This is a genomic window from Amycolatopsis minnesotensis (assembly GCF_039529815.1).
Classification (GTDB): domain Bacteria; phylum Actinomycetota; class Actinomycetes; order Mycobacteriales; family Pseudonocardiaceae; genus Amycolatopsis; species Amycolatopsis minnesotensis.
In genome coordinates, this window is record NZ_BAAANN010000024.1 from 24,940 (window position 1) to 48,891 (window position 23,952).

The 23,952-nt window shown below is 71.3% G+C and carries 21 protein-coding genes and 1 pseudogene; 7 read left to right on the forward strand and 15 right to left on the reverse strand.

Going from position 1 to position 23,952, the window contains the following annotated elements; genetic code table 11:
• Positions 1 to 54: 54 nt before the first annotated feature.
• Entirely contained in the window at positions 55 to 603 is a 549-nt protein-coding gene (locus ABD256_RS27415; RefSeq protein WP_344424945.1) for a snapalysin family zinc-dependent metalloprotease, read from the forward strand.
• Between the two features lie 147 nt (positions 604 to 750).
• On the opposite strand, the gene ABD256_RS27420 is transcribed toward ABD256_RS27415, so the two are convergent.
• From ABD256_RS27420 to ABD256_RS27435, 4 genes are all read right to left on the reverse strand, one after another.
• A complete protein-coding gene (locus ABD256_RS27420) occupies positions 751 to 1,848 on the reverse strand; it encodes an AAA family ATPase (RefSeq protein ID WP_344424947.1) in 1,098 nt (365 codons plus the stop codon).
• A gap of 11 nt (positions 1,849 to 1,859) precedes the next feature.
• Positions 1,860 to 2,897, reverse strand: a complete 1,038-nt coding sequence (locus tag ABD256_RS27425; RefSeq protein WP_344424950.1) for an aliphatic amidase — start codon at positions 2,895 to 2,897, stop codon at positions 1,860 to 1,862.
• Between the two features lie 29 nt (positions 2,898 to 2,926).
• On the reverse strand, positions 2,927 to 3,544 hold the full coding sequence (locus ABD256_RS27430; RefSeq protein WP_344424953.1) for an AmiS/UreI family transporter: 618 nt from the start codon (positions 3,542 to 3,544) through the stop codon (positions 2,927 to 2,929).
• 102 nt (positions 3,545 to 3,646) lie between these two features.
• Entirely contained in the window at positions 3,647 to 4,726 is a 1,080-nt protein-coding gene (locus ABD256_RS27435) for a substrate-binding domain-containing protein (protein ID WP_344424956.1), read from the reverse strand.
• A 91-nt stretch (positions 4,727 to 4,817) separates the two neighbouring features.
• Between ABD256_RS27435 and ABD256_RS27440 the strand changes: the two genes are divergently transcribed.
• Entirely contained in the window at positions 4,818 to 5,237 is a 420-nt protein-coding gene (locus ABD256_RS27440) for a MarR family transcriptional regulator (RefSeq protein ID WP_344424958.1), read from the forward strand.
• Positions 5,238 to 5,326: 89 nt separating this feature from the next.
• Here ABD256_RS27440 and ABD256_RS27445 read toward each other — a convergent pair whose 3' ends face one another.
• Entirely contained in the window at positions 5,327 to 7,099 is a 1,773-nt protein-coding gene (locus tag ABD256_RS27445) for a hypothetical protein (RefSeq protein ID WP_344424961.1), read from the reverse strand.
• 188 nt (positions 7,100 to 7,287) lie between these two features.
• Here ABD256_RS27445 and ABD256_RS27450 point away from each other — a divergent pair, with 188 nt between their 5' ends.
• Complete coding sequence (locus ABD256_RS27450; protein WP_344424964.1) at positions 7,288 to 8,295, forward strand: LacI family DNA-binding transcriptional regulator; 1,008 nt, start codon at positions 7,288 to 7,290, stop codon at positions 8,293 to 8,295.
• Here ABD256_RS27450 and ABD256_RS27455 read toward each other — a convergent pair.
• From ABD256_RS27455 to ABD256_RS27490, 8 genes are read right to left on the reverse strand one after another with little or no spacing between them, the layout of a single operon-like run.
• Positions 8,292 to 9,782, reverse strand: coding sequence for an aldehyde dehydrogenase family protein (locus tag ABD256_RS27455; RefSeq protein WP_344424967.1), 1,491 nt, complete (start codon positions 9,780 to 9,782; stop codon positions 8,292 to 8,294). The genes ABD256_RS27450 and ABD256_RS27455 overlap by 4 nt on opposite strands.
• On the reverse strand, positions 9,779 to 10,906 hold the full coding sequence (locus ABD256_RS27460) for a C45 family autoproteolytic acyltransferase/hydrolase (RefSeq protein WP_344424970.1): 1,128 nt from the start codon (positions 10,904 to 10,906) through the stop codon (positions 9,779 to 9,781). The genes ABD256_RS27455 and ABD256_RS27460 overlap by 4 nt, the downstream gene beginning before the upstream one ends.
• Complete coding sequence (locus ABD256_RS27465) at positions 10,903 to 11,901, reverse strand: P1 family peptidase (RefSeq protein ID WP_344424973.1); 999 nt, start codon at positions 11,899 to 11,901, stop codon at positions 10,903 to 10,905. The genes ABD256_RS27460 and ABD256_RS27465 overlap by 4 nt, the downstream gene beginning before the upstream one ends.
• On the reverse strand, positions 11,898 to 12,644 hold the full coding sequence (locus tag ABD256_RS27470) for an ABC transporter ATP-binding protein (RefSeq protein ID WP_344424976.1): 747 nt from the start codon (positions 12,642 to 12,644) through the stop codon (positions 11,898 to 11,900). Before ABD256_RS27470 ends, ABD256_RS27465 begins: the two co-directional genes overlap by 4 nt.
• On the reverse strand, positions 12,641 to 13,588 hold the full coding sequence (locus ABD256_RS27475; RefSeq protein ID WP_344424979.1) for an ABC transporter ATP-binding protein: 948 nt from the start codon (positions 13,586 to 13,588) through the stop codon (positions 12,641 to 12,643). The genes ABD256_RS27470 and ABD256_RS27475 overlap by 4 nt, the downstream gene beginning before the upstream one ends.
• A complete protein-coding gene (locus ABD256_RS27480; protein WP_344424982.1) occupies positions 13,585 to 14,415 on the reverse strand; it encodes an ABC transporter permease in 831 nt (276 codons plus the stop codon). The genes ABD256_RS27475 and ABD256_RS27480 overlap by 4 nt, the downstream gene beginning before the upstream one ends.
• On the reverse strand, positions 14,412 to 15,371 hold the full coding sequence (locus ABD256_RS27485; protein ID WP_344424985.1) for an ABC transporter permease: 960 nt from the start codon (positions 15,369 to 15,371) through the stop codon (positions 14,412 to 14,414). The genes ABD256_RS27480 and ABD256_RS27485 overlap by 4 nt, the downstream gene beginning before the upstream one ends.
• Positions 15,372 to 15,389: 18 nt before the next feature.
• Complete coding sequence (locus ABD256_RS27490) at positions 15,390 to 16,994, reverse strand: ABC transporter substrate-binding protein (RefSeq protein WP_344424988.1); 1,605 nt, start codon at positions 16,992 to 16,994, stop codon at positions 15,390 to 15,392.
• A gap of 351 nt (positions 16,995 to 17,345) precedes the next feature.
• Between ABD256_RS27490 and ABD256_RS27495 the strand changes: the two genes are divergently transcribed.
• Together ABD256_RS27495 and ABD256_RS27500 are read left to right on the forward strand one after the other, a co-directional pair.
• A complete protein-coding gene (locus tag ABD256_RS27495; RefSeq protein ID WP_344424991.1) occupies positions 17,346 to 19,250 on the forward strand; it encodes a primary-amine oxidase in 1,905 nt (634 codons plus the stop codon).
• Position 19,251: 1 nt separating this feature from the next.
• Positions 19,252 to 19,911 carry an FMN-binding negative transcriptional regulator gene (locus ABD256_RS27500; RefSeq protein ID WP_344424994.1) on the forward strand — a complete coding sequence of 220 codons (660 nt, stop codon included), beginning with the start codon at positions 19,252 to 19,254 and terminating at the stop codon, positions 19,909 to 19,911.
• Here ABD256_RS27500 and ABD256_RS27505 read toward each other — a convergent pair.
• Together ABD256_RS27505 and gabT are read right to left on the reverse strand one after the other, a co-directional pair.
• A pseudogene (locus ABD256_RS27505) lies at positions 19,896 to 19,991 on the reverse strand (cupin domain-containing protein); the annotation flags it as partial. The gene ABD256_RS27500 and the pseudogene ABD256_RS27505 overlap by 16 nt on opposite strands.
• A 119-nt stretch (positions 19,992 to 20,110) precedes the next feature.
• Positions 20,111 to 21,457 carry a 4-aminobutyrate--2-oxoglutarate transaminase gene (gabT, locus tag ABD256_RS27510; protein ID WP_344424997.1) on the reverse strand — a complete coding sequence of 449 codons (1,347 nt, stop codon included), beginning with the start codon at positions 21,455 to 21,457 and terminating at the stop codon, positions 20,111 to 20,113.
• A gap of 165 nt (positions 21,458 to 21,622) precedes the next feature.
• On the opposite strand from gabT, the gene ABD256_RS27515 reads away from it, so the two are divergent.
• Both ABD256_RS27515 and ABD256_RS27520 read left to right on the forward strand, forming a co-directional pair.
• Positions 21,623 to 22,771: a CaiB/BaiF CoA transferase family protein gene (locus ABD256_RS27515; RefSeq protein WP_344425000.1), complete on the forward strand. Its 1,149-nt coding sequence runs from the start codon at positions 21,623 to 21,625 to the stop codon at positions 22,769 to 22,771.
• On the forward strand, positions 22,768 to 23,928 hold the full coding sequence (locus tag ABD256_RS27520; protein ID WP_344425002.1) for an acyl-CoA dehydrogenase family protein: 1,161 nt from the start codon (positions 22,768 to 22,770) through the stop codon (positions 23,926 to 23,928). The genes ABD256_RS27515 and ABD256_RS27520 overlap by 4 nt, the downstream gene beginning before the upstream one ends.
• The last annotated feature ends 24 nt before the right edge of the window (positions 23,929 to 23,952 follow it).

The following is a 23,952-nucleotide window of genomic DNA, read 5'->3' on the forward strand; positions in this document are numbered from 1 at the left end:
CCCCGCACGTTCGCGTCCGCTGACGCGAATGGTTTCCAGTAAAGGAACCAGAGTATGTCCCTGCGCAAATTCGTCTCGACTGTCGGTGTCCTGTCCGCCATCGCGCTCCCCACCGTGTTCGTCGGTGCGGGTGCCGCCGAGGCCGCACCCGCCATCAACGCGACGACCATCACCTACAACCTCACGGGCGCACCGAACTACGCTTCGGCCATCCGCACCGGCGTCTCGCGCTGGGGGACCCTGCGCAACGTCAAGTTCCAGGAGACCACCGGGCGCGCGAACCTGACCTACCGCCAGGGCAACTACTCCGGTGGCTCGTACTACACCGGAAACGGGCACGGCACCGGGAACATCTACCTCGACATCCGCCAGATGGGGCAGTACGACCACGTGCGGGTCGCCGCGCACGAGACCGGGCACGACCTCGGGCTCCCCGACCACTACAGCGGCCCCTGCTCCGAGCTGATGTCCGGCGGTGGCCCCGGCCCGAGCTGCACCAACAGCTACCCCAACGCCAACGAGGTGGCCAGGGCGGACGCGAACTTCCGGTTCGCCGCCACCGAGGCCGAGCTCAACCGCACCGTGGTGGTCCGGGGCTACTGACCCGCGACCGGAGCAAGTCCGCGGCCCGCGCCCTCCCCCTCCGGCGCGGGCCGCGGACACCTTTGTCCACAGTGGATATCAGGCCCGCTGGTCCCGGGAAGCAGCCGAGCAGGGCGATTTCGCGGGCGGGGCCGTCCTTCCGGGGTGTCAGCGCCCGGGTTCCGAGGTTTCGACGGTGACCGTTCCCCCGTCGGACTTCGCGCGCAGGTGCAGCGGCTCCCGCCCGGTGGGTCGTGCGCGCAGCACGGCTTCGGCCACCGGGCCGGCGAGCACCGTGCGCACCGACCTGCCCAGCCCGCGCGCACCGTAGACCGGGTCGAACCCGACCTCGGCCAGCAAAGCCCGCACGGAGTGGTCGACCTCGAGGTGCACCGAGCGGCGGGCGAGCCGCTGCCGCAACTGGTCCACCTGGAGATCGGCGACTCGTTCCGCGGTGGTGGAATCGAACTCCGAGAACACCACGGTCTCGTCGATGCGGTTGAGGAACTCCGCGTCGAAGAAGTCGCGCAGTGCCCCGGTCACGACCGCGTGGTTGCCGCGCGCGGTCAGCCTGGCCGCCACCGCGCCCGCGCGGCGGCCGACCCGGTCGGTCAGCCGCCGCCACCCGAGGCCGCGCCGCTTCGCGAGTTCGGACGAGCCGAGGTTCGAGGTCAGGAACACGAAGCTGTTGCGGAACGAGATGCTCTCCGTCCCGTTCGCGAGCCGGAGCGTGCCGTTGTCCAGCACGTGCAGCAGTGCGCGCAGCACCGTGGGATGCGCCTTCTCCACCTCGTCGAACAGCACGATCCCCGGCCGGTACGCGTCACCCTCCACAGTGGACCGGTCGAAGACGGTGAACGCCTCCTTGCTACCGGCGTATCCGGGCGGGGCGCCGGTGAACGAGGCCGCGTAGTGCTCCTGTGCCAGCGAGTTCATGTCGACCCGGCACAGGTCGTCCGGCCCCGCGCGCAGTTCCGCCGCGACCTGGCGGACCAGCTCGGTCTTGCCGACCCCGGTGGGACCGACCAGCAGCAGGTTCGCCAGCGGGCGGTACGGGTCGGCCGCGCCGGCGTTGGCCAGCGTGACCGCCCGCACCACCGCCTCCACGGCGGCGTCCTGGCCGAGCACCTTCGCGCTCAGCCTCGCGGCGAGCGCCGCCGGGTCGGCGGACTCCGGTGGCCGCCGGGCACCGTCGCCATCGGCGGCCACCGGCTCGGCGGCCGCGCGCCGGTTCTGCTCGTGGTACATGTCGGTCAGGAACGGCACGCTTCGCCTCCTCAGGCCCGCATCGTCTTCTCGGCGGGCAGGTCGCCGACCTGGCAGTCCGCCACTCCGACGGTGTCACGGGTGAGCGCTTCGACGTTCTCGCGCGCCTTTTCCGCGTCGGTGACCCAGAGCTTGTAGAACTCGAAGGGGCAGTCCGCGACGCCCTTGTCCCCGTCACCTGCCGCGTGCACCCCGGAGTACCCGCGGTGCAGCAGCTTGAACAGGTGGTTCTGCGACTGGTCGTACTCGCGCGCGTCCCTGATCGCCGACAGCGACAGCTGGGCGTACTGGATGCCGTACTCCTCCTCGCCCGTTTCGCCGAGGGTACGGCCGTCGAACCCGATGATCGACGAGTGCCCGAAGTAGGAGTACACGCCGTCGAACCCGGCCGCGTTCGCCACCGCGACGTAGCAGTTGTTGGCCCACGCCATCGCCTTGGCCATCAGCACCTGCTGGTCCTTCGCCGGGTACATGTAGCCCTGGCACCGGACGATCAGCTCCGCGCCCTTCATCGCGCAGTCGCGCCAGATTTCGGGGTAGTTGCCGTCGTCGCAGATGATCAGCGAGATCTTCATGCCCTTCGGGCCGTCGGTGACGTAGGTGGTGTCACCGGGGTACCAGCCCTCGATCGGGCACCACGGCAGGATCTTGCGGTACTTCTGCTTGATCTCGCCGTGGTTGTCGATCAGCACCAGCGTGTTGTACGGCGGCTTGTCCGGGTGGTCCTCGTGCTGCTCGCCGGTGATCGAAAAGACGCCCCATGTGTTCGCCTCGCGGCAGGCGGCGGAGAAGATCGCGGTCTCGTCGCCGGGGATGGTGGCGGCGGTCGCGAACATCTCTTCGGGGTCGTACATGATCCCCTGCGTCGAATACTCCGGGAACACCACCAGGTCCATGCCGGGCAGCCCGGTCTTCATGCCCACCACCATGTCGGCGATCCTGCGGGCGTTGTCCAGCACCTCGTCCTTGGTGTGCAGGCGCGGCATCTTGTAGTTGACCACCGCCACCCCGACCGTGTCGGGACTGGCCGAAATGTCACCGTGTCGCATCGCGTTCTCCTTACGGTTGGGCGGAAAATTCAGGCGGGCACCGGCACGCGCGCGTCGCGGCGGCCCCTGGTGGCGAACAGCGCGGCGAGCGCGACGAGCACGACGCCCACCACCGCGGCGAGCACGGCGAGCCAGCCGTCGCTGCGGTAGCCGCCGGTCATGCCGAGGAACGCGGGCACCGCGCAGGTCGGCATGCTCAGCAGCACGGTGACCCAGCCGGTGAACCGGGTCAGCCCTTCGACGCCGAGGCCGAGCACCAGGAAGAACAGCGTCCACAGCAGTGCCCAGCACAGCCAGATCACCCCGAACACCGGATCGGCGGTGCGCCAGAACGAAAGCCCGGCGTAGACGACGGCGGCGACGGCCACGAAGCACGAGAACCAGCCGATGCCTTCGGGCTCCAGCCCCGCCAGGTTGACGATCCCGACGTAGAGGTAGGTGAACCCGAACAGGTAGAGCCCGGAGGCGGCGAGGATCGCGTCGCCGTCACCACCGGCCTGGATGATCAACACGGTCGGGGTCACGCACTGCAGGCCGCCGACGAACAGGTTCAGCACGGCCGCCGACCTCGCGGGCACTCTCCCGAGCAGCATCAGCCCGTTGACCAGCAGCACCGCACCGACGTAGAGCAGACCGACGTTGGCCATGGCTCTCCTCCGTCTCCGTCACACCTCCGCTTGAAATAATTTCAAGTGAAAATAAGTGTGATCGGCGACGCCGTCAAGTGCCGGCCTGCCCGGGATTTCGGCTCAGAGCCGGGTGATCACGTCGAAGTCGTAGCCGTCGGCTACTGCCAAGTGCACTTCCTGGCCCGCTTGGCTGCCGCGGAACTCGACCGTGCCGCGGGGCCCGTGGTAGGCGGCCCCGTCCGCGGCGGCGTTCAGCTCCGGCAGGTCCGCGCTGCCCGCGCGGCGCACCAGGTTCGCCAGCGTGTGCAGGCCCTCGTAGCAGGATTCCGCCGCGTTGTTCAGCGCGGGCGCGTCCGTGCCGTGCAGTCCGACGTAGCGGCCGAGCAGGTCGAGCGCGTCGGCGTTGACCAGCGACCGGAAGTACGCGGCCGAGACGAACAGGTTGCGGGTCGCGGCGCTGCCGCTGGCGAGGAGCATGTTCTCCTCCATCAGCGGGCTGAACCGCATCATCCGCTCGTGCAGGCCGTGCGCGGCGAACCGCCGGTTGAACTCGACCGCGTCCTGGCCGACCAGCAGCATCAGCACGCCGTCGCAGCTCGCCGCCTCGACCCTGCCGACCAGCCTCGCCATGTCACCGGCGCCGAGACCGGCGAACGCCTCGCCCTCGATGCTCAGGTCCAGCTCGCGCGCGAACCCGCGCACCGCCGCCGCCGAGGCGCGGGGCCAGACGTAGTCGTCGCCGACCACGAACCAGCGGCGGGCGCCGAGGTTGTCCCGCAGCCAGCGCAGCGCGGGCGCGATCTGCTGGCGCGGGGTCTCCCCCGTGCAGAAGATGCCGGGACGGCGCTCCCCGCCCTCGTACAGCGAGGTGTAGGCGTAGGGGACGCGGTCGGCGAGCACCGGCGCCAGCGCGTTGCGGACCGACGAGATGTGCCAGCCGCTGACCGCGTCCACCGCGCCGGTGCGGACCAGCCCGGCTAGTTCCGCCGCGACGCGGCCCGGCTCGGCACCGCCGTCGACCACCTCGAAGGCGACCTCCCTGCCGAGGATCCCGCCTTCGGCATTGAGCTCGCGCGCGGCCAGCTCGGCGATCGCCTCGCAGGACGGCCCGAACAGCCCGGCCGGCCCCTGCAGCGGGATCACCATCGCCACGCGCCAGGTGTCGCGATGACGGGGGTGACGCGTCGCGCCAACGGTCATGGGTGCTCCGCGAAGCGGGTCGGGTTGACTTTCTTTCAGGTGGAAGTTTTACAATCGACCCACTTTTGCGCAAGAGGGAGGGACGGCGGGGATGCTCGAACGAACGGCGGCCACCGAGTCCCTGATTACGGCGCTGACCAGGGCCACCCGCGCGGTGACCACCCGGATCGCGCGCACACTGGAAACCGAGGACCTGACCCTCGACCAGTGGCTGGTGGTCGACGCGCTCTCCCGGCAGCGCGGGCTGGCGATGACCGATCTGGCCGAGCGCACCATGGCCACCGGCCCCACCCTCACCAGGGTCGTCGACAAGCTGGTCTCGACCGCGGCGGTCTACCGGGAGGTCGACCCCGCCGACCGGCGCCGCGTGCGCGTCTACCTCAGCCCTCGCGGCAGGGCGCTGCACAAGCGCATCGCGGTGAAGGTGCGCGACGCCGAACGCGAGCTGCTCGAACGGACCGGCAACCCCGAAGCGGCGTTGACCGTGCTCGACGAGCTGGCCGGACGCTGATCCGCAGCGCCCGCCGGGCTCCGGAGGTTCGGCCTTCGCGCATGCCCTGAAGGACGCCTTCGGGGCATGCGCACGGGGTGCAGAAGCGGCTAGCGCGGCGCCCACCTGCCGACGAAGCTCCCGCACGTCACCGGTGTCCCGTGCAGCGCGTCGCGGATCCCGTTCTCCACGCCGAGGTAGTCGATGATCGGGGCGTCCGCGGACACCGTCGCGGGCACCGGCCCGCCCTTGGCGAGCACGTCGGGGTCGACCGTCTGGAACAGCACCAGGTAGTCACCCCTGGCGTTCAGCCCGGCCGCGGTGTCGAGCATGCGCTGCGGCGCGTCGGCCACGACCTCCAGCGGCAGTGGCCATTCCAGCGGGAACGGGTTGTGCAGGCCGAACGCGGGGTAGGCGAAGGGATTGTTCGCCAGCACCGCGACGTCGGCGGCGGGGAACCGGCGCACGCAGTCTTCGATCTGGGCGAGGTAGGCGTACGTGCCGGGGTTGGTCCGGACCCCGGCCATCGCGGGTGTCACCGTGCCGAGGTCCTCGGTCAGCCGGTCGTGCGAAACGTCGAGATAGGCGCCTTCGTCGTGCTTCTTGACGACGAGGACACTCGCGGCCACCACCGCGGCGAGACCGAGCGCGCCCGCGGCGACGAGCCGCTCCTGTCTTCGCCACGGCACGGCGGGCAGCCCGTCGGCGAGCACCACGGCCACGGTCAGCGCGAGACTGCCCGCCAGCAGCGTAGGCGTGTCCTGGCCCCACGACAGGCTGATCATCAGGCCGAGCGCGGGCACCAGCAGCGCGGGCCACGGCGGGCGGTGGGCCAGCACGCCGGCGAGCAGCACCGCGGCGACGGCGGCCCACCACAGGATGTCCGCCCACCTGAGTTCGGCGGAGAAACCCCCTCGTACCACCACGCGCACCACGACGGCCGCGCCCACGAGCAGGAAAACCCCGTGCAGCGCCCGAAAACGATCTCCGCGGCGGCGTACCAGCGCGATGCCCGCCATCACGATGACCACGGCGAGGACCGGCCACACGAACCGGATCGACGCGCCGTCCCAGAACGTCAGCAGTCGCTCGGCGTAGGCGGGCAGGCCACCGGTCAGCTGGTCGGCCATCGTCGTGAAACCGCCGTCGAGCGCCACCACTCCCACATAACCGGCACCGCAGGCCCCGAGGCAGCAAAGATCCACCAGGATTCGCGGCCACCGCACCGGCCGCCGCGTCGACGGGTGCAGCGCCAGCCAGGCCAGCCCGACCAGCGCCGCGGGCGCGAAACTCTGCTTCACCAGCGGCGCCAGCCCGAACAGCACCAGCCCGGCCCGGCGCGCCAGCGGGTTGCCCGAGCGCAGCCCCGAGTCGAGCGCCCACGCCCCCAGCGCGGTCAGCGCGATCCCGTCGATGGTGTGCCATGCCATGAGCGGGAACGAGTTGAGGTTGAGCAGGGCGGCCGCGGCGACGAGGCCGGTGAGCCCCGGCCCCCAGGTCAGCAGCGGCTTGCGCGTGACGAGCACGGCGAGCGCGACGGTGCCCATGATGATCTCGACCATGCTGAGCACCGACGAGGACACGAACAACGGCGCCGGGATCGCGAAGTCCAGCACGTGCAGCACGGCGGATCCGAGCGGGCGCGCGGAAATGATGTCGGTGTGCGGGATTTCGCCGTGCAGCACGCGCCAGCTCTGCGCGAGGATGAACCCCTGGTCCGACGGGTGGAATCCGAACCTGCCGACGCGCAGGCCCGCGGCGAGCGCGAGCGCTCCGATCCACGCGACGTGCAGCAGTGCACGGGTGCGTCTTCGCGGCCCTTCCGGCGACGGTGCTTCCGCGGCCGGAACCCGGACCGCCGTGTCGAAACCGGCTGTCGCCATCGGCGTCCCCATTTATCCCCAGTGGAACGACGGATGTGCCGGGCGACTTACCGTCGCGCGCGATCCTCACGTCGTCTGGGCGAAAGCCTATACAGCACCGCGAACAACGAATGCGCGAGGCATTCTTTCGCCGACTTGGAAATTGACCAACAGCTTGCCTGCGGGCGCGGTCGGCTATCGTGCTGGTGGTGAACACAGACGGGCCGGTCACACTGGTCGAGGTGGCAAGGGCCGCTGGCGTGTCCAAGACGACGGCGTCCGACGCGCTGCGCAACTCCGGCCGGGTGTCCGAGCGGACGAGGAAGCTGGTCACCAGTACCGCGACCCGCCTCGGGTACTCGCCGAACGCCTCCGCGCAGTCGTTGCGCCGCGCGAGCACCGGCGCGATCGGGCTGCACGTGCCGGAAGTCCTCACCCGGTCCGAGTACTACATGTCGTTCGTGTTCGGCGTGGTCGACCAGGCCGCCGAACGGAACTACGACGTCACGCTGATCACCTCGAAGCACGTGCCGGCGCCCGGCGCCTTCCACCGGGTGGACGGGATCGTGCTCGGCGACCCGCTGGAGACCGACCCGGTGGTCCGCGGCCTGCTCGGCGCGGCGGTGCCCACCGTGACCTGCGAGCGGTTCACCGGCGAGGCGGTGCCGTCCGGCGTCGTCCGGTCGGACCATGCCGCGCTGCTCGAACGGCTGCTGGCGCACCTCCGCTCGGCGGGCGCGCGCCGACCGGCGCTGCTCGCGTCCAGTTCGACCACCGACTGGGGAAACCGCCTGCAGCAGACGTTCCGCGCCTGGTGCGGCGAGCGGGACCTGCCGGTGCTGATGCGGGAGCAGGCGTTCGGCTCCTCGGCGGAGGTGGTGCGCGACAACGTGCGCGCGCTGCTGGCGGCCGATCCCGCCATCGACGCACTGGTCTGCGCGCCGGACGGGTCCGCGGTGGCCGCGCTGCCCGTGCTGCGCGAGGCGGGCCGCGAGGTCGGCGGCGACCTGCTGCTGGCCGCCTGCGTGGACAGCAGCCCGCTCCTGCACAGCGATCCGCCGATCACCGCCATCGACCTGCACCCGCGCGCGGCGGGCGCGGCCTGCGCCCAGCTCCTGTTCGACCTCCTCGCCGGGAAGGCACCGGAGGGGACCGAGCGCTCGCTGCCGATCGGCCTCGTCGAGCGGCGGTCCACCACCCGGTCGAGCACTTTCTAGCCGATCGCGCCGTCGATTCGGCGCGGGAGCTGCCACGGGTTGGCCTCGCGCAACGCCGGGGGCAGCGCGGCATCCGGCACGTGCTGGTAGGCGACCGGCCGGGTGAACCGGCCGAGCGCGCCCGCGCCGACCGAGGTGGTGCCGGGCGCGGTGGTGGCCGGCCACGGTCCGCCGTGGTGCTGCGCCCAGGTGATCGCGACGCCGGTCGGCCAGTCGTTCACGGTCACCCGCCCGGCGAGCGGGGCGAGCCGGGACACCGTCTCGGCGACATCGGGGTCGGCGTCGGGGTTCTCGGTGCTCATCACCGCGGCCGTCAAGGTGCCCTGCAACTGCGCCAGCGCCGCGTGGAGCTGGTCGCGGTCCTCGTACTCGGCGACGAGCACCACCGGGCCGAAGCATTCTTCGAGCAACCGCGAGCCGCTGACCAGTTTTTCGATCGGCACCCGCAGCACGGTCGCGGAAACCGCCCAGCCCGCACCGGGACCGTCGGCGCGCCCGGCAACGGTCCCTCCCGCGTCGACCAGTTCCCCCACCCCGCCGTTCGCGTCCTGCGCGATCCGCGAGGTGAGCATCCACGCCTTCGGCGCGCGCTCTTCCAGCTCCGCGGCGACGATCTCGGCCGCATTGTGTCCACTCGGGACGAACAGGAGCCCCGGCTTGGTGCAGTACTGCCCCGCCCCGAGGGTGAACGAGGCGACGAATCCTCCGGCCAGCTCGGTGAGCCGCGCGGTCGCCGCGGGGGTCACCACGACCGGGTTGACGGTGCCCATCTCGGCGAACACCGGGATCACCACGTCGCGCTCGTTCGCCATCCGCCACAGCGCGAGCCCCGCCCGCTGCGAGCCGGTGAACGCCACCGCGGCGGTGTGCTCGGACCGCACCAGTCGCGCCCCGGCCTCGAAACCGGTGACCAGGCTGAAGAATCCCGCCGGTGCGGAGGTTTTCGCGAGCGCCTCCCGCGTCAGCTCGCCGAGACGGCGGCTGAGCCTGGGGTGGGCGGGGTGCCCCTTGACCACGACCGGGCAGCCCGCCGCGAGCGCGGACGCCGTGTCGGTGCCGAGGACGCTGAACGCGAACGGGAAGTTGCTCGCGCCGAACACCGCGACCGGTCCGAGCGGGACTCCTGCCCTGGCCAGTCCCGGTTCCGTCCGGTCGATGGTGGCGTCCAGATAGGACCCTTCGACCGCGACGTCCGCGTAGTACCGAAGCTGGCCGGAGGTGCGGCCGATCTCCATCCGGAGCCGGGCTTCGCCGAGCGCGGTCTCTTCGTCGGCCAGCGCGACCAGTTCGTCCACTGTGGATTGAACGTCGAGCGCGTCGGCGATCTCGTAGAGCCAGTCGGCGCGCTCCGACGGCGCGGTGGCGGCGACGACGGGTGCGGCCGCCGCCGCGGCGGCCAGCGCCGCATCCACCTCCTCGTCCGAGCTGACCGCCACCTCACCCGAGGCCAGGCCGGTACGGGGGTCGTAGCTGAGGTCCGCGGTCATGCGATTTCTCCCTGTGGTTCCGGTGGTGCGGCCTGCCAGCCGTCCTGCTCGACCCGGCACGGCCCGCCCTCGTGCGCGTAGAGCCGCCCCGCGCCGAGATCGAGGCTGATCGTGGCCAGGCTTTCCCACCGCAGGTGGGCGGGCAGCGCGTGATCGGCGTGCGCGCAGATCGGGACGCCGCCGTCGCGGTGCGAATGCAGGGCGCGCGCCCGCGCGGTGCGATCGGCCGTGTCCACCGCGCCGATCCGGTCCCGCAGGCCGGGCAGCCGGTCGTACGTGCTGGAAACAGCCGCGGTGGTCCCCTCGCCCTCGGCCAGCTTCGGATCGAGGAAGTGGTTGGTGTGCACCAGAACCCGGTCCTCGTCCAGCGGAAGCTCGGCGACTCCGGCCGGCGACAGTTCCAGTCCGGCCGCCTCGGCGCGCTCGCCGTCGAAGGTGATCACGGTGATCACCGAGGACGCGGACAGGCGCGCGGAACGAGCCAGGTCGACGGCGTCCCGCACGGTGTCCGCCTCGTCCAGGATCCGGCGAGCGACCACGTGCACGGGAACCCCGATGCCGGTGTGGTCCGACGCGTGCCGCAGCACGTTGAAGTGCACGCCGAGCCCGGTGCTGGTGACGCCGATCTTGCCGACCACCCCGAATTCGGTGAAGGTGTGCACCCGTCGTCCGGAGCCCTGCTCCAGCGACCAGAGCAGCATCCCGTCGCGGAAGGTGTCGTGCCAGTCCCAGGTCTGCACCGTCCGCGGCGCACCGGTGCGCGGGAGCACGACCGCGGTCGAGCACTCCCCTTCGCCGGTGACCGCCAGCGCCGCCAGCACCTCGGTCCGGCCGTTGAGCGCGCCGAGCCGCCACCGGTCGAGACCGGCGCCGTCCGCCATGCCCGCGATCTCCTCGGCCAGCGCGGGTGCCCACGCGGCCGTCTCCGCCAAGGCCCGTTCGCCCCATTCGGCGATCAGCCCGGTTTTCCCGCCCAGCGCCTCGAAAAGCGTTGTGTAGCGGGCGAAAGCGGCATGCAGCTCGGTTCGGTTCGCCCTGCCGAACGCGCGGCCGCGCTCGGCCGGATCCAGCTCCGCCGAGACGTGGGTCGCGATGTCCGTCCGCTGTGGATCGAAGCCGCTCATTCGGCTGCGCTCAGCACGGCGTCCCACGCCACCTCGGAGGCCAGCGCGCCGAGCCCGGTCGCACTGACGCCTTCGAGGTCGACTTCGTCGGTGGTCACGGTGAACAGGATGTCGCCGTCGATCTCGGTGTGGAACGGCTGGATCGCGCGGTGCATCGAGCTGTGCACCTGCGTGCCGAGCTGGTTCAGCGAGACCTCCGGCAACCGGACGTTGGTCACCAGCACGGTGAGCGTCGTGTTCCCGGCGAGCGTGCCGACCGGCGCGCCACCGGTGGCCGCCGTCGCGTAGTCCTCGACGGGCAGGCAGCGCCGCGACGTGCCGGAGTGCAGGTTGCCGCGCACCACGGTGCCGTCCCGGTCCACCACCACGCCGACCGCGTTGACCACGGTGGCGACCAGCACCTTCATCCCGCCGAACTCGCGGAACGCCGCGCCCTGCCCGGCGAACTCCGCGCGCCCGAAGTCGATCTTGCCGACCGACGCGGCGAGACCCGCGCCGCAGCGCCCGACCGGGAACTCGCCTGCCTTGGCGTCGCGCAACGCCGCCTTGCCCAGTGCCGCGTCCGGCGCGATCGCGGTTTCCCTGGTCGAGAAGTCGTAGATCACCGCGCCCGACACGTGCTGCAGCGCGGCCCAGTGCGTCCGGTTTTCCTTGCGGTGCAACAGTTCCGTGCTGACGCCGGCAGCGGCCTCCAGCCCGTAGACCGACCCGCCCGCGAACACGATCGCCTCGTGCCACCGGTATCCGCCGGACAGGCCGACCGCGCCGCCCCTGGCGTCGATCGCGGTGCGGGCGCCCTCGGGGAAGTGCAGGACCGTGCAGCCGGTCGGGCCCTCGGCGTATTCGGCGGTGCCGACGAGCACCCCCGGCAGGTCGAACGGGACGCTCGCGCGCCCGTCGCTTCGCTGCGGGGTCAGCTCGACGTCGTCGTTGGACAGCGCGCCGGGCGCGTAGGCCGACGGCTTCGCGAGCCGGTCGTCCGAAGCGGTGCTCAAAGTGCCTCCATCAGTCGTCGCGAGTATTCGTGTGCCGGTTTCCGGTAGAAGACCGCCGCGTCGGCGGTCTCCACGAGCTCACCGCCGCGCATCACGGCAACCCGATCCGCGACGTACCGGACGGCGCCGAGATCGTGTGAGATGAACAGGGCCGCGAACCCGAACTCGGCCTGCAGATCCTTGACCAGGTTCAGGATCTGCGCCTGCACGGAGACGTCGAGCGCGCTCACCGCCTCGTCGAAGACCAGGAACGGCGGCCGGGTGACCAGTGCCCTCGCGATGGACACGCGCTGGCGCTGCCCGCCGGAAAGCTGGTGCGGGTACCGCTTGGCGAACGAGGCGTCCAGCCCGACCTGGTCGAGCATCGCGAGCGTCCGCTGCTCGGCGTCCGCGTGCCCGAGCACCCCGAGTGGCTCGGCGACGGACCTGCCGACGCGCATCCTCGGGTCGAGTGACCACTGTGGATGCTGAAGGACCGCCTGCATCCGCCCGGCCAGCGCGCGGCGGCGCCTCGGGAACGGCTCGCCTTCGAAGCGCACCGCGCCGCTCGACGGTGCCCGCAGGCCGAGCGCCACCATGCTGGTAGTCGTCTTGCCGGAGCCGGATTCGCCCACCAGCCCCACCGTCTCACCGGGATCGATGCGCAGCGACACCTCGCGCATCGCGTGTGTGGTGCGGCGCCGGAACGGCGGGCCAGCGGCGAACGAGACCGACACCTCGTCGAGTTCCAGTACCGGTGTCATCGGGCCGCTCCCACCGTTTCCGACGCGCGATGGCACAACACGTCATGGCCGCCGCTGACGTGCGACCGCGGCCGCTCCCCCGCGCACGACTCGAGCACGGCGGGACAGCGCGGCGCGAACGAGCACCCCGGCGACGCGCCCGAAAGCACCGGTGGCTGGCCGGGAATGGCGACCAACCGCTGTCCCTCGGACACGGCGCCGGGCACCGAGCCGGCCAGCGCCGCGGTGTAGGGGTGCCGCGGCTCGGCGAGCACGGCCGACGCGGGCCCGGACTCCACCACCCGCCCGCCGTACATCACGGCCACGCGCGAGCAACGGCGGGCGACCGCGGGCAGGTCGTGGCTCAGCCACAGGATCGTGGTGCCCGCTTCGGCGGCGAGCGCGAACACCAGGTCGAGCACCTCGTCGCGGACCTGGCTGTCCAGCGCGGCGGTCGGCTCGTCGGCGATCAGGAGCTCCGGCTCGGCTGCCATCGCCATCGCGATCGCCACCCGCTGCGCCATCCCGCCGGAAAGCTGGTGCGGGTAGCCGCGGGCAACGCGAGCGGGATCGGCCAGCTTGACCGTGGCGAGGCGGTCGAGCACGTCCGCCCTGCTTGCCCTGCCCCGCAGTGCGAGCGCGACCTGCCTGCCGATCCGCATCGTCGGGTCCAGCGAGCCGATCGGTTCCTGGAACACGTACCCCAGCCTGGTGCTCCGCAACGCGCGCAGCTCGCGCGCACTCATCGAGCCGACCACCGAACCGTCCACTTTGACCTCTCCGCCGGTGACCTCGGCCGCCTTCGGGAGCAGGCCACCGATCGCGGAGCCCAAAGTGGACTTCCCGGAGCCGCTCTCCCCGACGATGCCGACGGTTTCCCCGCGCGCCACCGAAAGCGTGGCACCGTCGAGGGCGCGCACGGCGCCGTAGTCGACGACGAGCTGGTCTACTTCGAGTAGCGTCATACCAGTGACCTCGACTCCCTCGGTTCGAGCCGGTCGCGCAAACCGTCCCCGAACACGTTGATGGCCAGTATCGCCACGACCAGCACCACGCCGGGGAAGGCGAGCAGCCACGGCGCCGCGAGCAGGTAGATCCCGCCCTGCTGGATGAGCACGCCCAGCGACGACTCCGGGGGCTGGACGCCGAAGCCGAGGAAGCTCAGCCCGCCCTCGACCAGGATGCCGACGGACAGCGCGTAGGTGCCCTGCACCGCGATCGTGCCCGAGACGTTCGGCAACACGTGCCTGGCGAGGATCCGCCACCAGCCGACCCCGCTGATCACCGCCGAGGTGATGTAGTCCCGTTCGGACACCGTCATCGCGGCAGTGCGCACGAGCCTGGTCATCAGCGGGATGGTGACCAGCACGATGCTGCACAGGGTGGCGGCCTGGCCCGGCCCGAGCACCGCGGCGACCAGGATCGCCAGCACGATCGTCGGGAACGAGTACAGCACGTCCACCATGCGCAGCACCAGTTCGGCGAGCCAGCCGCCGCGGTACCCGGCGACGATCCCGAGCACGGTGCTCAGGCTCGCGGTGACCAGCACCGCGAGCGTGGACAGCAGCAGGGTGGTGCCGATGCCTTCGAGCACCCTCGGCAGCATCGACCGGCCGAGCTGGTCGGTGCCGAGCGGCCACTGCCAGCTCGGCGGCGCGAGCCGGGAGCCGACGATCCCGTCCGGGTTCCCGCCGAGCCCGAACACCGAACCGGCCAGCGCCGCGAGCACCAGGACTACCAGGCACACCAGTCCCGTGCGGGACAACGGGTCGAGCCGCCGCCACGTGGTCATCGGACCGCCTTTCCGAGCCTCGGATCGAGCACGCCGGAGGTCGCGTCGGCGAGCATGGTCAGCACCACGAAGACCGCGGCCGCGAGCAGGACGCCCGCCTGCACCACCGCGTAGTCGCGGCGGCCGACGGCCTGCACCACGTAGGAGCCGACGCCGGGCAGGTTGAACAGGTTCTCGATGATCACCGCGCCGCCGAGCAGGTACGCGGTGATCGTGGTCAGCACGACCAGGATCGGGATCGAAGCGTTGCGCAGCACGTGCCTGCGGATGATCGCGAGCGGCGCTTCCCCGCGCGCCACCGAGGCCGTGATGTAGGGCTCCACCAGTACGTTCAGCACCGCGTCGCGGGTGGTCCGCGCGGTGACGGCGATCGCGAACACCGACAGCACCGCGGCGGGCAGCACCATCGAGCGCAGGTTCGCGCCGACGTCCTCGCCGAGCGGCCGGTACCCGCCGACGGTGAGACCGAGCGCGTACCGGGAGAACACGAACACGACCAGGCTGCCCAGCACGAACTCGGGCACGCTCACCCCGAGCCCGCCCGCCAGCCTGCCCAGCGCGCCGCCGCCACGCTGCCCCGCGCGCACGGCCGTGTACACGCCGAGGGGGATGCCGATCAGCACCGCGGCGGCGATGCCGAGAACGGTCAGCTCCACGGTCACCGGGATCCGCAGCAGGAACTCGCCTGCCACCGGCTCGCCGGACAGCAGCGAGGTGCCGAGATCGCCCTTGACCGCGGCGGCGAGCCACAGCCCGTACTGCACCACCAAGCTCTGGTCGAGCCCGTACTTGGCCGACACTGCGGCCCGCTGATCCGGGCCGGCGAACGGACCTAGCACGACCTCGGCGAACCCGCCCGGCATCAGCCGCGAGGCGGCGAAGATCAGCACGGACACCACGAACAGGGTCAGCACCGCGCTCAGTAGCCGGCGGGCCCACCAGGAAAGCAACCGCATCGTGCGTCTTCCTTCCGGTCAGGGGCGCGACGAAAGCCGGTAGTCGGCCACATCGCGGAACGCGTTGCCGTAGCCCTCGGTGGCGTAGACGGTGGGGCTGACCGAATCCGCGCGGTAGCCGACGATCACCGGCCGCGTCACGAGCGGGATCATCTGGGCGTCCCGGTCGACCGAGGTGCACAGCTCGCGCAGCGCGGGCGCCCTGCCGGGACCGTCCGGTTGCGACGTCGCCGAGTCGAGCACCCGGTTCAGGTCCGGATTCGGCTTCATGAAGCCGATGTTGAACCCCGCCGCCTCCGGGTTCCACCACTTCGCTACCATCCCCGCGCCCGCGTACCCGGCGAACCAGGACAGCGCGGCGTCGAACCCCGCCGGCGCGGTGCCGTAGACCTTCCCCGCCCAGCTCCCCTCGTCGAGCTGTTCGATGGTGACCTCGATGCCGACGCGCGCCAGGTTCTGCTGGATCACCTGCGCGATCGCGGGTGCGGGCTCGGTCGCGTAGGCGGTGATCGAGAACTTCAGGTGCTCGGCACCCGCCTCGTTCAGCAGCCGCCGCGCGCGGTCGAGCCCCGCGGTCGCCGACGGCAGGGTCGCCGGATCGCAGGCGTCGGGCAGGTCCACCGGGGTGACCCCGGTCGGCTTGCCGAGCCCGTTCGTGGCGATCTTCGCGATCTGCGCGCGGTCCATCGCGATGTTGATCGCGGTCCGGACCCGCTCGTCCGCGAACTTCCCGCCTGGCGCGTTGCTGTTGAGCATCAGGTAGTAGAAGTCCGTTGTGGACTGTGCGCGCACGCGAACCCCGCGCACGCCCGCGAGCACCTGCGGCGCGTCCACGTTGCCGAGCACGGCGAGCCCGGCGCTGTTGTTCTGCAGCGAGGCGATCCTGGTCGGGTCCTGCGGCACGATCGCGATGTTCACGCCGTCCACACCCGGTTTGCCCTCCGCCCAGTAGCCGTCGTGGCGCTTGAACCGCCACAGCACGTCCTGGCGGTGGAAGGTGGCCACGAACGGGCCGGTGCCGAGCATGGTCCTGGTGACGTCGAGCGAGCCGTTTTCGATCTCGGTCATCGGCAGTACCGCGGTCGGGGTGTTCGCCAGCGCCGACAGAAACGGCGTGTACGGGCGGGAAAGCGTGAACCGCACGGTGTCCGGCCCGGCCGCGGTCACCGATTCGACCGGGCCGATCTGCGTCCGCCACACCCCTTTTCCGGCCAGCAGCCGGTGCATGCTGCCCACCACGTCGGACGGCGTCATCGCGCGGCCGTTGGAAAAGGTGACGCCCGCCCGGAGGTGGAAGACGTATTCGGTCGGGCTTGGTGTTTCCCAGCTCGTGGCGAGCCCGGGGCGGGGTTCGAAACCCGGACCCACGGTCACGAGGGTTTCGTAGACGAGCGACATCAGCTCCCACGACGTCGCCACGTCGGCCAGTTGCGGGTCGAGACCGGACGCCGCGCCGGTGTCGACCGGTAGCTGCAGTTCGAGCGTGCCGCCGCGGGGCAGCGCCCTGTCCGCGACGGCGAGGTAGCCGGGGCGATCCGGCGCGGTCGGCTCGGGCGGCGCCTGCGCGGCACAGGCGGCCAGCGGCAGCGCGGCCAGCACGGCCAGTGACCGTCGGATCCGCATGAGACCTCACTCTCCGGGCGGTCTCCCGCTTCCCGCCGACCCCGCACGACAGCGGGTAGTCACGGGGCGGACCGCCTTGTCCTGCCGGAACGTTCCGACATGGGGAGTGATTAAACGATGGCCATCCCGTCCCGTCAAGGCCCTTTCCGAACTTCGGCCGCACGGATATCCGTGGGAAACAACGAAAACATCCACCGGAAACCGTCATCGTGTTGACCTGGCCCGCGATCCGGAGTTAGCCTTTCCGCCGATGCCGGAACGTTCCGGCTCTCGGTTTTCACCAGGCAGGGAGAACACGTGACGGACTGTTGCCATCCGCGATCCGAGAGTGCGCCCGCGCCTGGGACGGTCTTGCATCCGCTCGCCCCGCTGACCGGCGCCGAATTCGGCCTCGCCCGCGAAATCCTCGATACCGCCGGGGTGCTGACCGAGCACACGCGGTTCTCCTACGCCGGGCTCGCCGAGCCCGCGAAGGACCTCGTGGCCCGGCACGATCTCGACGGCACCCCGGTCCCGAGGGACGTGCGCGCGCTGCTACTGGACGTGTCCACCGGCGCCGCCGAGGACGTGGTCGTCCGGCTCACCGACGCGACGGTGCTGTCGCGCACGCCGATCGATCCCGCGACCGCGGGCCAGGTCCCCGTGCTGGCCGAAGAGCACGAGACCGTCCGCGAGATCATGGCCGCGGACGAAGGCTGGCTCGCCGCGCTCCGGCTGCGCGGCATCGACGACCCCGCGCACGTCTACCTCGCGGCACTGTCCGCGGGACGCTTCGAGTCCATTCCGGACCGGGGGCGGCGACTCGTCCGGGTGCTCGCGCACTGGCGTCCCGATCCGTCCACAATGGTCTGGGCGCACCCCGTTGACGGACTGGTGGCCTACGTGGACCTGATCGAGAGGTCGGTGTGTGAGATCGTGGACACCGGCGCCGTCCCGATCCCCGCCGAATCGGGCGACTACGACGATCCCACTGTCCGCGGTCCACATCGGACCTCGCAGCGGCCGATCGAGATCACCCAGCCGGACGGCCCGAGCTTCACGCTCGAAGACGGCGAACTGGGCTGGGAGAACTGGCGCGTGCGGCTGGGCTACGACATGCGCGAAGGGCTCGTCCTGCACCAGCTCGGCTTCCTCGACGGCGGCCGGGTGCGGCCGGTGGTCTACCGCGCGTCGGTCGCCGAGATGGTGGTGCCCTACGCCGACCCCGGCCCGATCCGGTTCTGGCAGAACTACTTCGACACCGGCGAATACCAGCTCGGCCGCCTCGCCAACGCGCTCGAACTCGGCTGCGACTGCCTCGGCGACATCACCTACGTGGACGCCGTCGTGGCGGGTGGCGACGGGCGGCCGGTGACGCTGCCCAACGCTATCTGCATCCACGAGGAGGACGACGGCGTGCTGTGGAAGCACACCGATCCCGCCAACAAGAGCAGGCAGACCCGCAGGCAGCGGCGGTTGGTGATCTCCTTCTTCGTCACCGTCGGCAACTACGACTACGGCTTCTACTGGTACCTGTACCTCGACGGCACGATCGAGCTCAAGACCAAGGCGACCGGCGTCGTGTTCACCGCCCGCTACGACGAGCGGATCGCCCCGTACGCGTCGCAGGTCGCGCCCGATCTCGCCGCGCCCTACCACCAGCACCTGTTCAACGTGCGGCTGGACATGGCGGTCGACGGCGATCTCAACGCGGTCGACGAGGTCGAGGTCGAACGGGTGCCGATCAGCGCGGAAAACCCTTACGGCAACGCGTTCCGCCGTCGCGCCACGCGGTTGCGCAGCGAGCTGGCGGCCCAGCGGATGGCCGATCCCGCGCGCGGGCGGACCTGGCTCGTGGTGAACCCGGAGCGGCGCAACCGGCTCGGCGACGCGCCGGGGTACGCGCTGATCCCCGAGGGCCAGCCCGTCCTGCTCGCCGACGAAGCGTCCTCGATCCACGGCAGGGCCACCTTCGCGGCGAAGCACCTGTGGGTCACCCCGTACCACCCCGAAGAGCGGTTCCCGGCGGGCGATCTGGTCAACCAGTGCCCACCGGGGCAGGGGCTGCCCGCCTACACCAGGGCGGACCGCGACCTCGACGGCACCGATCTCGTGCTGTGGCACACCTTCGGCCTGACGCACTTCCCCCGGCCGGAGGACTGGCCGGTGATGCCGGTCGACCACTGCGGGTTCGTGCTGCGACCGGTCGGCTTCTTCGACCGGAACCCGACCCTGGACGTGCCGTCGCCGGGCGGGCACTGCGCGGCGGCGAACTGACATGCGCGTCTACGGGCCCTACGTCGCCCCGTCGCCGTCGATGGAGGTGGACCTCGTCCGGCGCAACCCGTTCGCCGTGGTGATCAGCGCCGAACCGGGCCGCGCCCCGGTCGCCACGCACGTCCCGGTGATCTTTCCCCGGCACGACGAGGTTCCGCCCACCTTCGACGGCGTGACCATGATCGGGCACCTGGCGCGGAAGAATCCACAGTGGACCCAGTTCGCGGCGGAACCGGAGATCCTGCTCGTCTTCTCCGGCCAGCACGGGTACGTCTCCCCCAGCACCTACGGCCACGAGCCCGCGGTCCCGACCCTGAACTACGCGGCCGTACACCTCACCGGCAGGGTCGAGCTGACCGACAGCCGCGAGGAATCGCTGTTCGTCGTCGAGGAAACCGTGCGGGCACTGGAATCGATGCGGAACCCGCCGTGGGACATGACCGCGTCCAGGGAGAAGTTCGCCTCGCTGGTGCAGCACGTGGTGTCCTTCAAGGTGCACGTGACCGAAGCCCGCGCCCTGTTCAAGCTCAGCCAGGACATGGCGCCCGAGGTCCGCGACCGGGTGCGCGCGGACCTCGCCACGGGCGGCTGCCCGCACCTCGCCGACCTGATGGCCGCCGTCGACCCGCGCTCGGACCTCGGCGGTCAGCCCTCCGGGTAGAACAGGAACAGGGTGCACCCGGTCGCGCTCGCGGGCAGGTGCCAGGTGCGCGCCGGGGCGTGCAGGAACGCCCCCGCCGGCGGTGCGGAACCGGACGCGCTCTACATCGGCCACGGTGACGTCGCCACGAGCGCCGCCGCTTCCAGGGGCTCGTCGGCACGACCCCCGGCGCCTACCGACGGGCGTTCCGGGTGGCGCCCTAGAGCGCTTTCGCCAGCACCTCCAGGCCCTCCGCGAGCAGTGAGTCCGAAATGGACAGCGGAGGGAGGAAGCGGAGCACGTTGCCGTGGCTGCCCGCGGTGAGGGTGAGCAGGCCGTCGCGGTGGCAGCGCCCGCTGATCTCCGCGGTCCGCGCGGGATCGGGCGTCCCGTCCGGCCCGCGGACGATCTCCACGGCCTGCATCGCGCCGCGCCCCCGCACGTCACCGATGAAGGGATGCCGCTCGGCCAGTTCCGCCAGCGCCGGCCGCATGACGCGTTCGATCTCACCCGCCCTGCGCACCAGGTCGTGCCGCTCGATCTCGTCGAACACGCCCAGCGCGGCCTCGCAGGCGACCGGGTTGCCGCTGAACGTGCCGCCGAGCCCACCGGGCGGCACGGCGTCCATCAGCTCCGCCCTGCCCGTGACGGCACCGAGCGGGAGACCGCCACCGAGGCCCTTCGCGGTCGTCACCAGGTCCGGCCGGATGCCCTCGTGCTCGCAGGCGAACAGGGCGCCGGTGCGCGCGATACCGGTCTGCACCTCGTCGGCGATCAGCAGGATGCCGCGGGCCGCGCAGATCTCGGCCACCGCGGGCAGGAAACCGGTCGGCGGCACGATGAACCCGCCCTCGCCCTGGATCGGCTCGACGACGACCGCCGCCACGTTCGCCGCGCCGACCTGCCGGTCGAGCAGGTCGGCCAGCGCGGCGGCGGCCTCTTCGGCACACCGCTCCCGGTCACCGCGCCACCGGTACGGGTAAGCCATCGGCGCGCGGTGCACCTCGGGCGCGAACGGGCCGAAACCCTGTTTGTACGGTGCGTTCTTGGCCGTCATGCTCATCGTGAGCAGCGTCCGCCCGTGGTAGCCGTGGTCGAACACCACGATCCCGGGACGGCCGGTCGCGGCGCGCGCGATCTTGACCGCGTTCTCCACCGCCTCCGCGCCGGTGTTCACCAGGAACGTGCGCTTCTCGCCCGGCACCGGCGAGAGGCGGTTCAGCGTCTCGCACACCTCCACATAGGACTCGTACGGGTTGACGAGGAAGCAGGTGTGGGTGAACCGGGCCAGCTGGCCCGCCGCCCGCTCGACCACGCGCGGTGCCGCGTTACCGACCGTGGTCACCGCGATCCCGCTGCCGAAGTCGATGAACGAGTTGCCGTCCACGTCGACGACCACCCCGCCACCCGCCTCGGTGACGAACACCGGCAGGGACGAGCCCACCCCGGCAGGCAGTGCCGCGTGCTGCCGCCGCAGCAGTCTCGCCGACTCCGGGCCGGGGATCTCGGTGCGCACCCGGCGAACCTGCGCCAATCCTGGCCCGCTTTCCCGCTCGACCACGCCCATACCTCCGTCTCTCCGGCTGAATCGCGGACCACGGTAGGTGCCGGGCCGAGGCGGAACGATCGACAAGGCGTCCATCTCCGGACGCGAGGAATGGACATCGTGTCGAGTGCCCACGCACCGGTGCGCGGGTGATGCTGGCCCGGCCAAGGCGGACAGGAGGAACGGATGACCATCGACGGGGCACTCGACGGCCTGCTCGTGGCCGACTTCTCGCGGGTGCTCGCCGCGCCCTACGCGACCATGCTCCTCGGCGACCTCGGCGCGGACGTGATCAAGGTCGAGCGGCCGGACGGCGGAGACGACACCCGGGCGTGGGGCCCGCCGTTCGCCGGTGACCAGGCGACCTACTTCCTTTCGGTGAACCGGAACAAGCGCTCGCTGGCGCTCGACCTGCGCACCGCGGACGGGCAGCGGCGGGCGGCGGAGCTGGTGCGCCGTGCCGATGTGGTGATCGAGAACTTCCGGCCGGGAACCATGGCGGGGCACGGGCTCGACCACGAGCGCGTCCGCGCGCTGAACCCCCGCGCGGTGTACTGCTCGGTGACCGGTTTCGGCGCGGGCGGCGGCGCGACGCTGCCGGGGTACGACCTGCTGGCGCAGGCGGTCGGCGGGCTGATGAGCGTCACCGGGCCCGCGCCGGGCGAACCGGTGAAGGTCGGCGTCGCGCTGGTGGACGTGCTCACCGGCCTGCACGCCGCGGTCGGGATCCTCGCCGCGCTCCGGCACCGCGAGCGGACCGGCGAGGGCCAGCTCGTCGAGGTGAACCTGCTGAGCACGCTGCTGTCCGGCATGGTCAACCAGAGCGCCGGGTACACCCTCGCCGGCGTCGTGCCGTCGGCCATGGGCAACCGGCATCCGTCGATCGCGCCGTACGCGGTGTTCGACACCGCCGACCGGCCGATCGTGCTCGCCGTCGGCACCGATCGCCAGTTCGCCGCGCTGTGCAAGGGAATCGGGCTCGCCGAGGAGCCGCGCTTCGCCACGAACACGCAGCGGGTCGAGCACGCGGGCGAACTGACCGAGCTGATCACCGAGCGGCTCACGGCCCGCACCGCGGACGACTGGTTCGCGACGCTCAGCCCGCTGGGCGTGCCGTGCGGCCCGGTCAACGATCTCGCCGGAGCGTTCGCCCTCGCCGGGGACCTGGGCCTGGAACCGCTCGTCCCGACCCGTGACGGCGACCTGGTCGCCAACCCGATCGGGCTGTCACGGACCCCGCCCGGTTACCACCGGCCACCGCCACGGCTCGGCGAGCACACCGAGGATCTCGCGGCCTGGCTGGACACCCCACTATCCACAGGAGACCGATCATGACCGACCCGCTGCGCCTGCTCGACATTCCGTCGATCGTCCCGCCGGAGGAACGGGACATCCAGGAGACCGTGGCCAAGTTCGCCGAAGACCGCCTCCGGCCCGGAATCCGCGAATGGTACGAATCCGGGGAGTTCCCGCGCGAGCTGGCGCGGGAGTTCGGCAAGCTGGGCGTGCTCGGAATGCACCTGGACGGGCACGGCTGCGCCGGCGTGAGCGCGCTGGGGTACGGCTTGGCCTGCCTCGAACTCGAAGCCGCCGACTCCGGTTTCCGCAGTTTCGTTTCGGTGCAGGGCTCGCTGGCCATGTACTCGATCCACCGGTACGGCTCCGACGAGCAGAAGGCCGAGTGGCTGCCCCGCATGGCGGCGGGTGGGGCCATCGGCTGCTTCGGGCTCACCGAGCCGGACTTCGGTTCGGACCCCGGCGGCATGCGCACCCGTGCCGTCCGCGACGGCGACGACTGGGTGCTCGACGGCAGCAAGATGTGGATCACCAACGGCTCGATCGCGGACGTGGCGACGGTGTGGGCCCGCACCGAGGACGGGATCCGGGGTTTCCTGGTCCCCGCGGGCACCCCGGGATTCACCGCGAGATCGTTGGGGCACAAGCTTTCCCTCCGCGCGTCGGTCACCGCGGAACTCGTCTTCGATGGTGTCCGCCTGCCCGGCAGCGCGCTGTTGCCGTTGGCGCGCGGGCTGTCCGCACCGTTGTCCTGCCTGAACGAAGCCCGGTTCGGCATCCTGTTCGGCGCGGTCGGGGCGGCCAGGGACTCGATCGAATGCGCGCTCGGCTACGCGAAGACGCGCACGCAGTTCGGCAAGCCGATCGCGGGATTCCAGCTCACCCAGCGGAAACTCGCCGATATGGCGGTATCGGTGAACTGCGCGATGCTGCTCGCACTGCACCTCGCCGGGCTGAAGGACCGCGGCACGATCCGGGGCGAGCAGATCAGCGCGGGCAAGCTGAACAACGTGCGGGAGGCGCTCGCGATCGCCAGGGAGTGCCGCACCGTACTGGGCGGCAGCGGGATCACCACCGAGTACGCGCCGCTCCGCCACGCGAACAACCTGGAATCCGTGCTGACGTACGAGGGCACATCGGAGGTGCACACTTTGGTGCTGGGGCAGGCTTTGACGGGGATTCCGGCGTATCGCTAGCCGGTGCCGGTCGTCGTTTCCGGC

Coding starts and splice junctions, on each gene's coding strand:
- ABD256_RS27425 (WP_344424950.1), bottom strand. CDS start 2,897: ATGCGACACGGTGACATTTCGGCCAGTCCCGACACGGTCGGGGTGGCG.
- ABD256_RS27445 (WP_344424961.1), bottom strand. CDS start 7,099: ATGGCGACAGCCGGTTTCGACACGGCGGTCCGGGTTCCGGCCGCGGAA.
- ABD256_RS27455 (WP_344424967.1), bottom strand. CDS start 9,782: ATGACCGCGGACCTCAGCTACGACCCCCGTACCGGCCTGGCCTCGGGT.
- ABD256_RS27520 (WP_344425002.1), top strand. CDS start 22,768: ATGACCGACCCGCTGCGCCTGCTCGACATTCCGTCGATCGTCCCGCCG.
- ABD256_RS27515 (WP_344425000.1), top strand. CDS start 21,623: ATGACCATCGACGGGGCACTCGACGGCCTGCTCGTGGCCGACTTCTCG.
- ABD256_RS27490 (WP_344424988.1), bottom strand. CDS start 16,994: ATGCGGATCCGACGGTCACTGGCCGTGCTGGCCGCGCTGCCGCTGGCC.
- ABD256_RS27430 (WP_344424953.1), bottom strand. CDS start 3,544: ATGGCCAACGTCGGTCTGCTCTACGTCGGTGCGGTGCTGCTGGTCAAC.
- ABD256_RS27470 (WP_344424976.1), bottom strand. CDS start 12,644: ATGACACCGGTACTGGAACTCGACGAGGTGTCGGTCTCGTTCGCCGCT.
- ABD256_RS27460 (WP_344424970.1), bottom strand. CDS start 10,906: ATGAGCGGCTTCGATCCACAGCGGACGGACATCGCGACCCACGTCTCG.
- ABD256_RS27485 (WP_344424985.1), bottom strand. CDS start 15,371: ATGCGGTTGCTTTCCTGGTGGGCCCGCCGGCTACTGAGCGCGGTGCTG.
- ABD256_RS27500 (WP_344424994.1), top strand. CDS start 19,252: ATGCGCGTCTACGGGCCCTACGTCGCCCCGTCGCCGTCGATGGAGGTG.
- ABD256_RS27435 (WP_344424956.1), bottom strand. CDS start 4,726: ATGACCGTTGGCGCGACGCGTCACCCCCGTCATCGCGACACCTGGCGC.
- ABD256_RS27440 (WP_344424958.1), top strand. CDS start 4,818: ATGCTCGAACGAACGGCGGCCACCGAGTCCCTGATTACGGCGCTGACC.
- ABD256_RS27415 (WP_344424945.1), top strand. CDS start 55: ATGTCCCTGCGCAAATTCGTCTCGACTGTCGGTGTCCTGTCCGCCATC.
- gabT (WP_344424997.1), bottom strand. CDS start 21,457: ATGGGCGTGGTCGAGCGGGAAAGCGGGCCAGGATTGGCGCAGGTTCGC.
- ABD256_RS27480 (WP_344424982.1), bottom strand. CDS start 14,415: ATGACCACGTGGCGGCGGCTCGACCCGTTGTCCCGCACGGGACTGGTG.
- ABD256_RS27475 (WP_344424979.1), bottom strand. CDS start 13,588: ATGACGCTACTCGAAGTAGACCAGCTCGTCGTCGACTACGGCGCCGTG.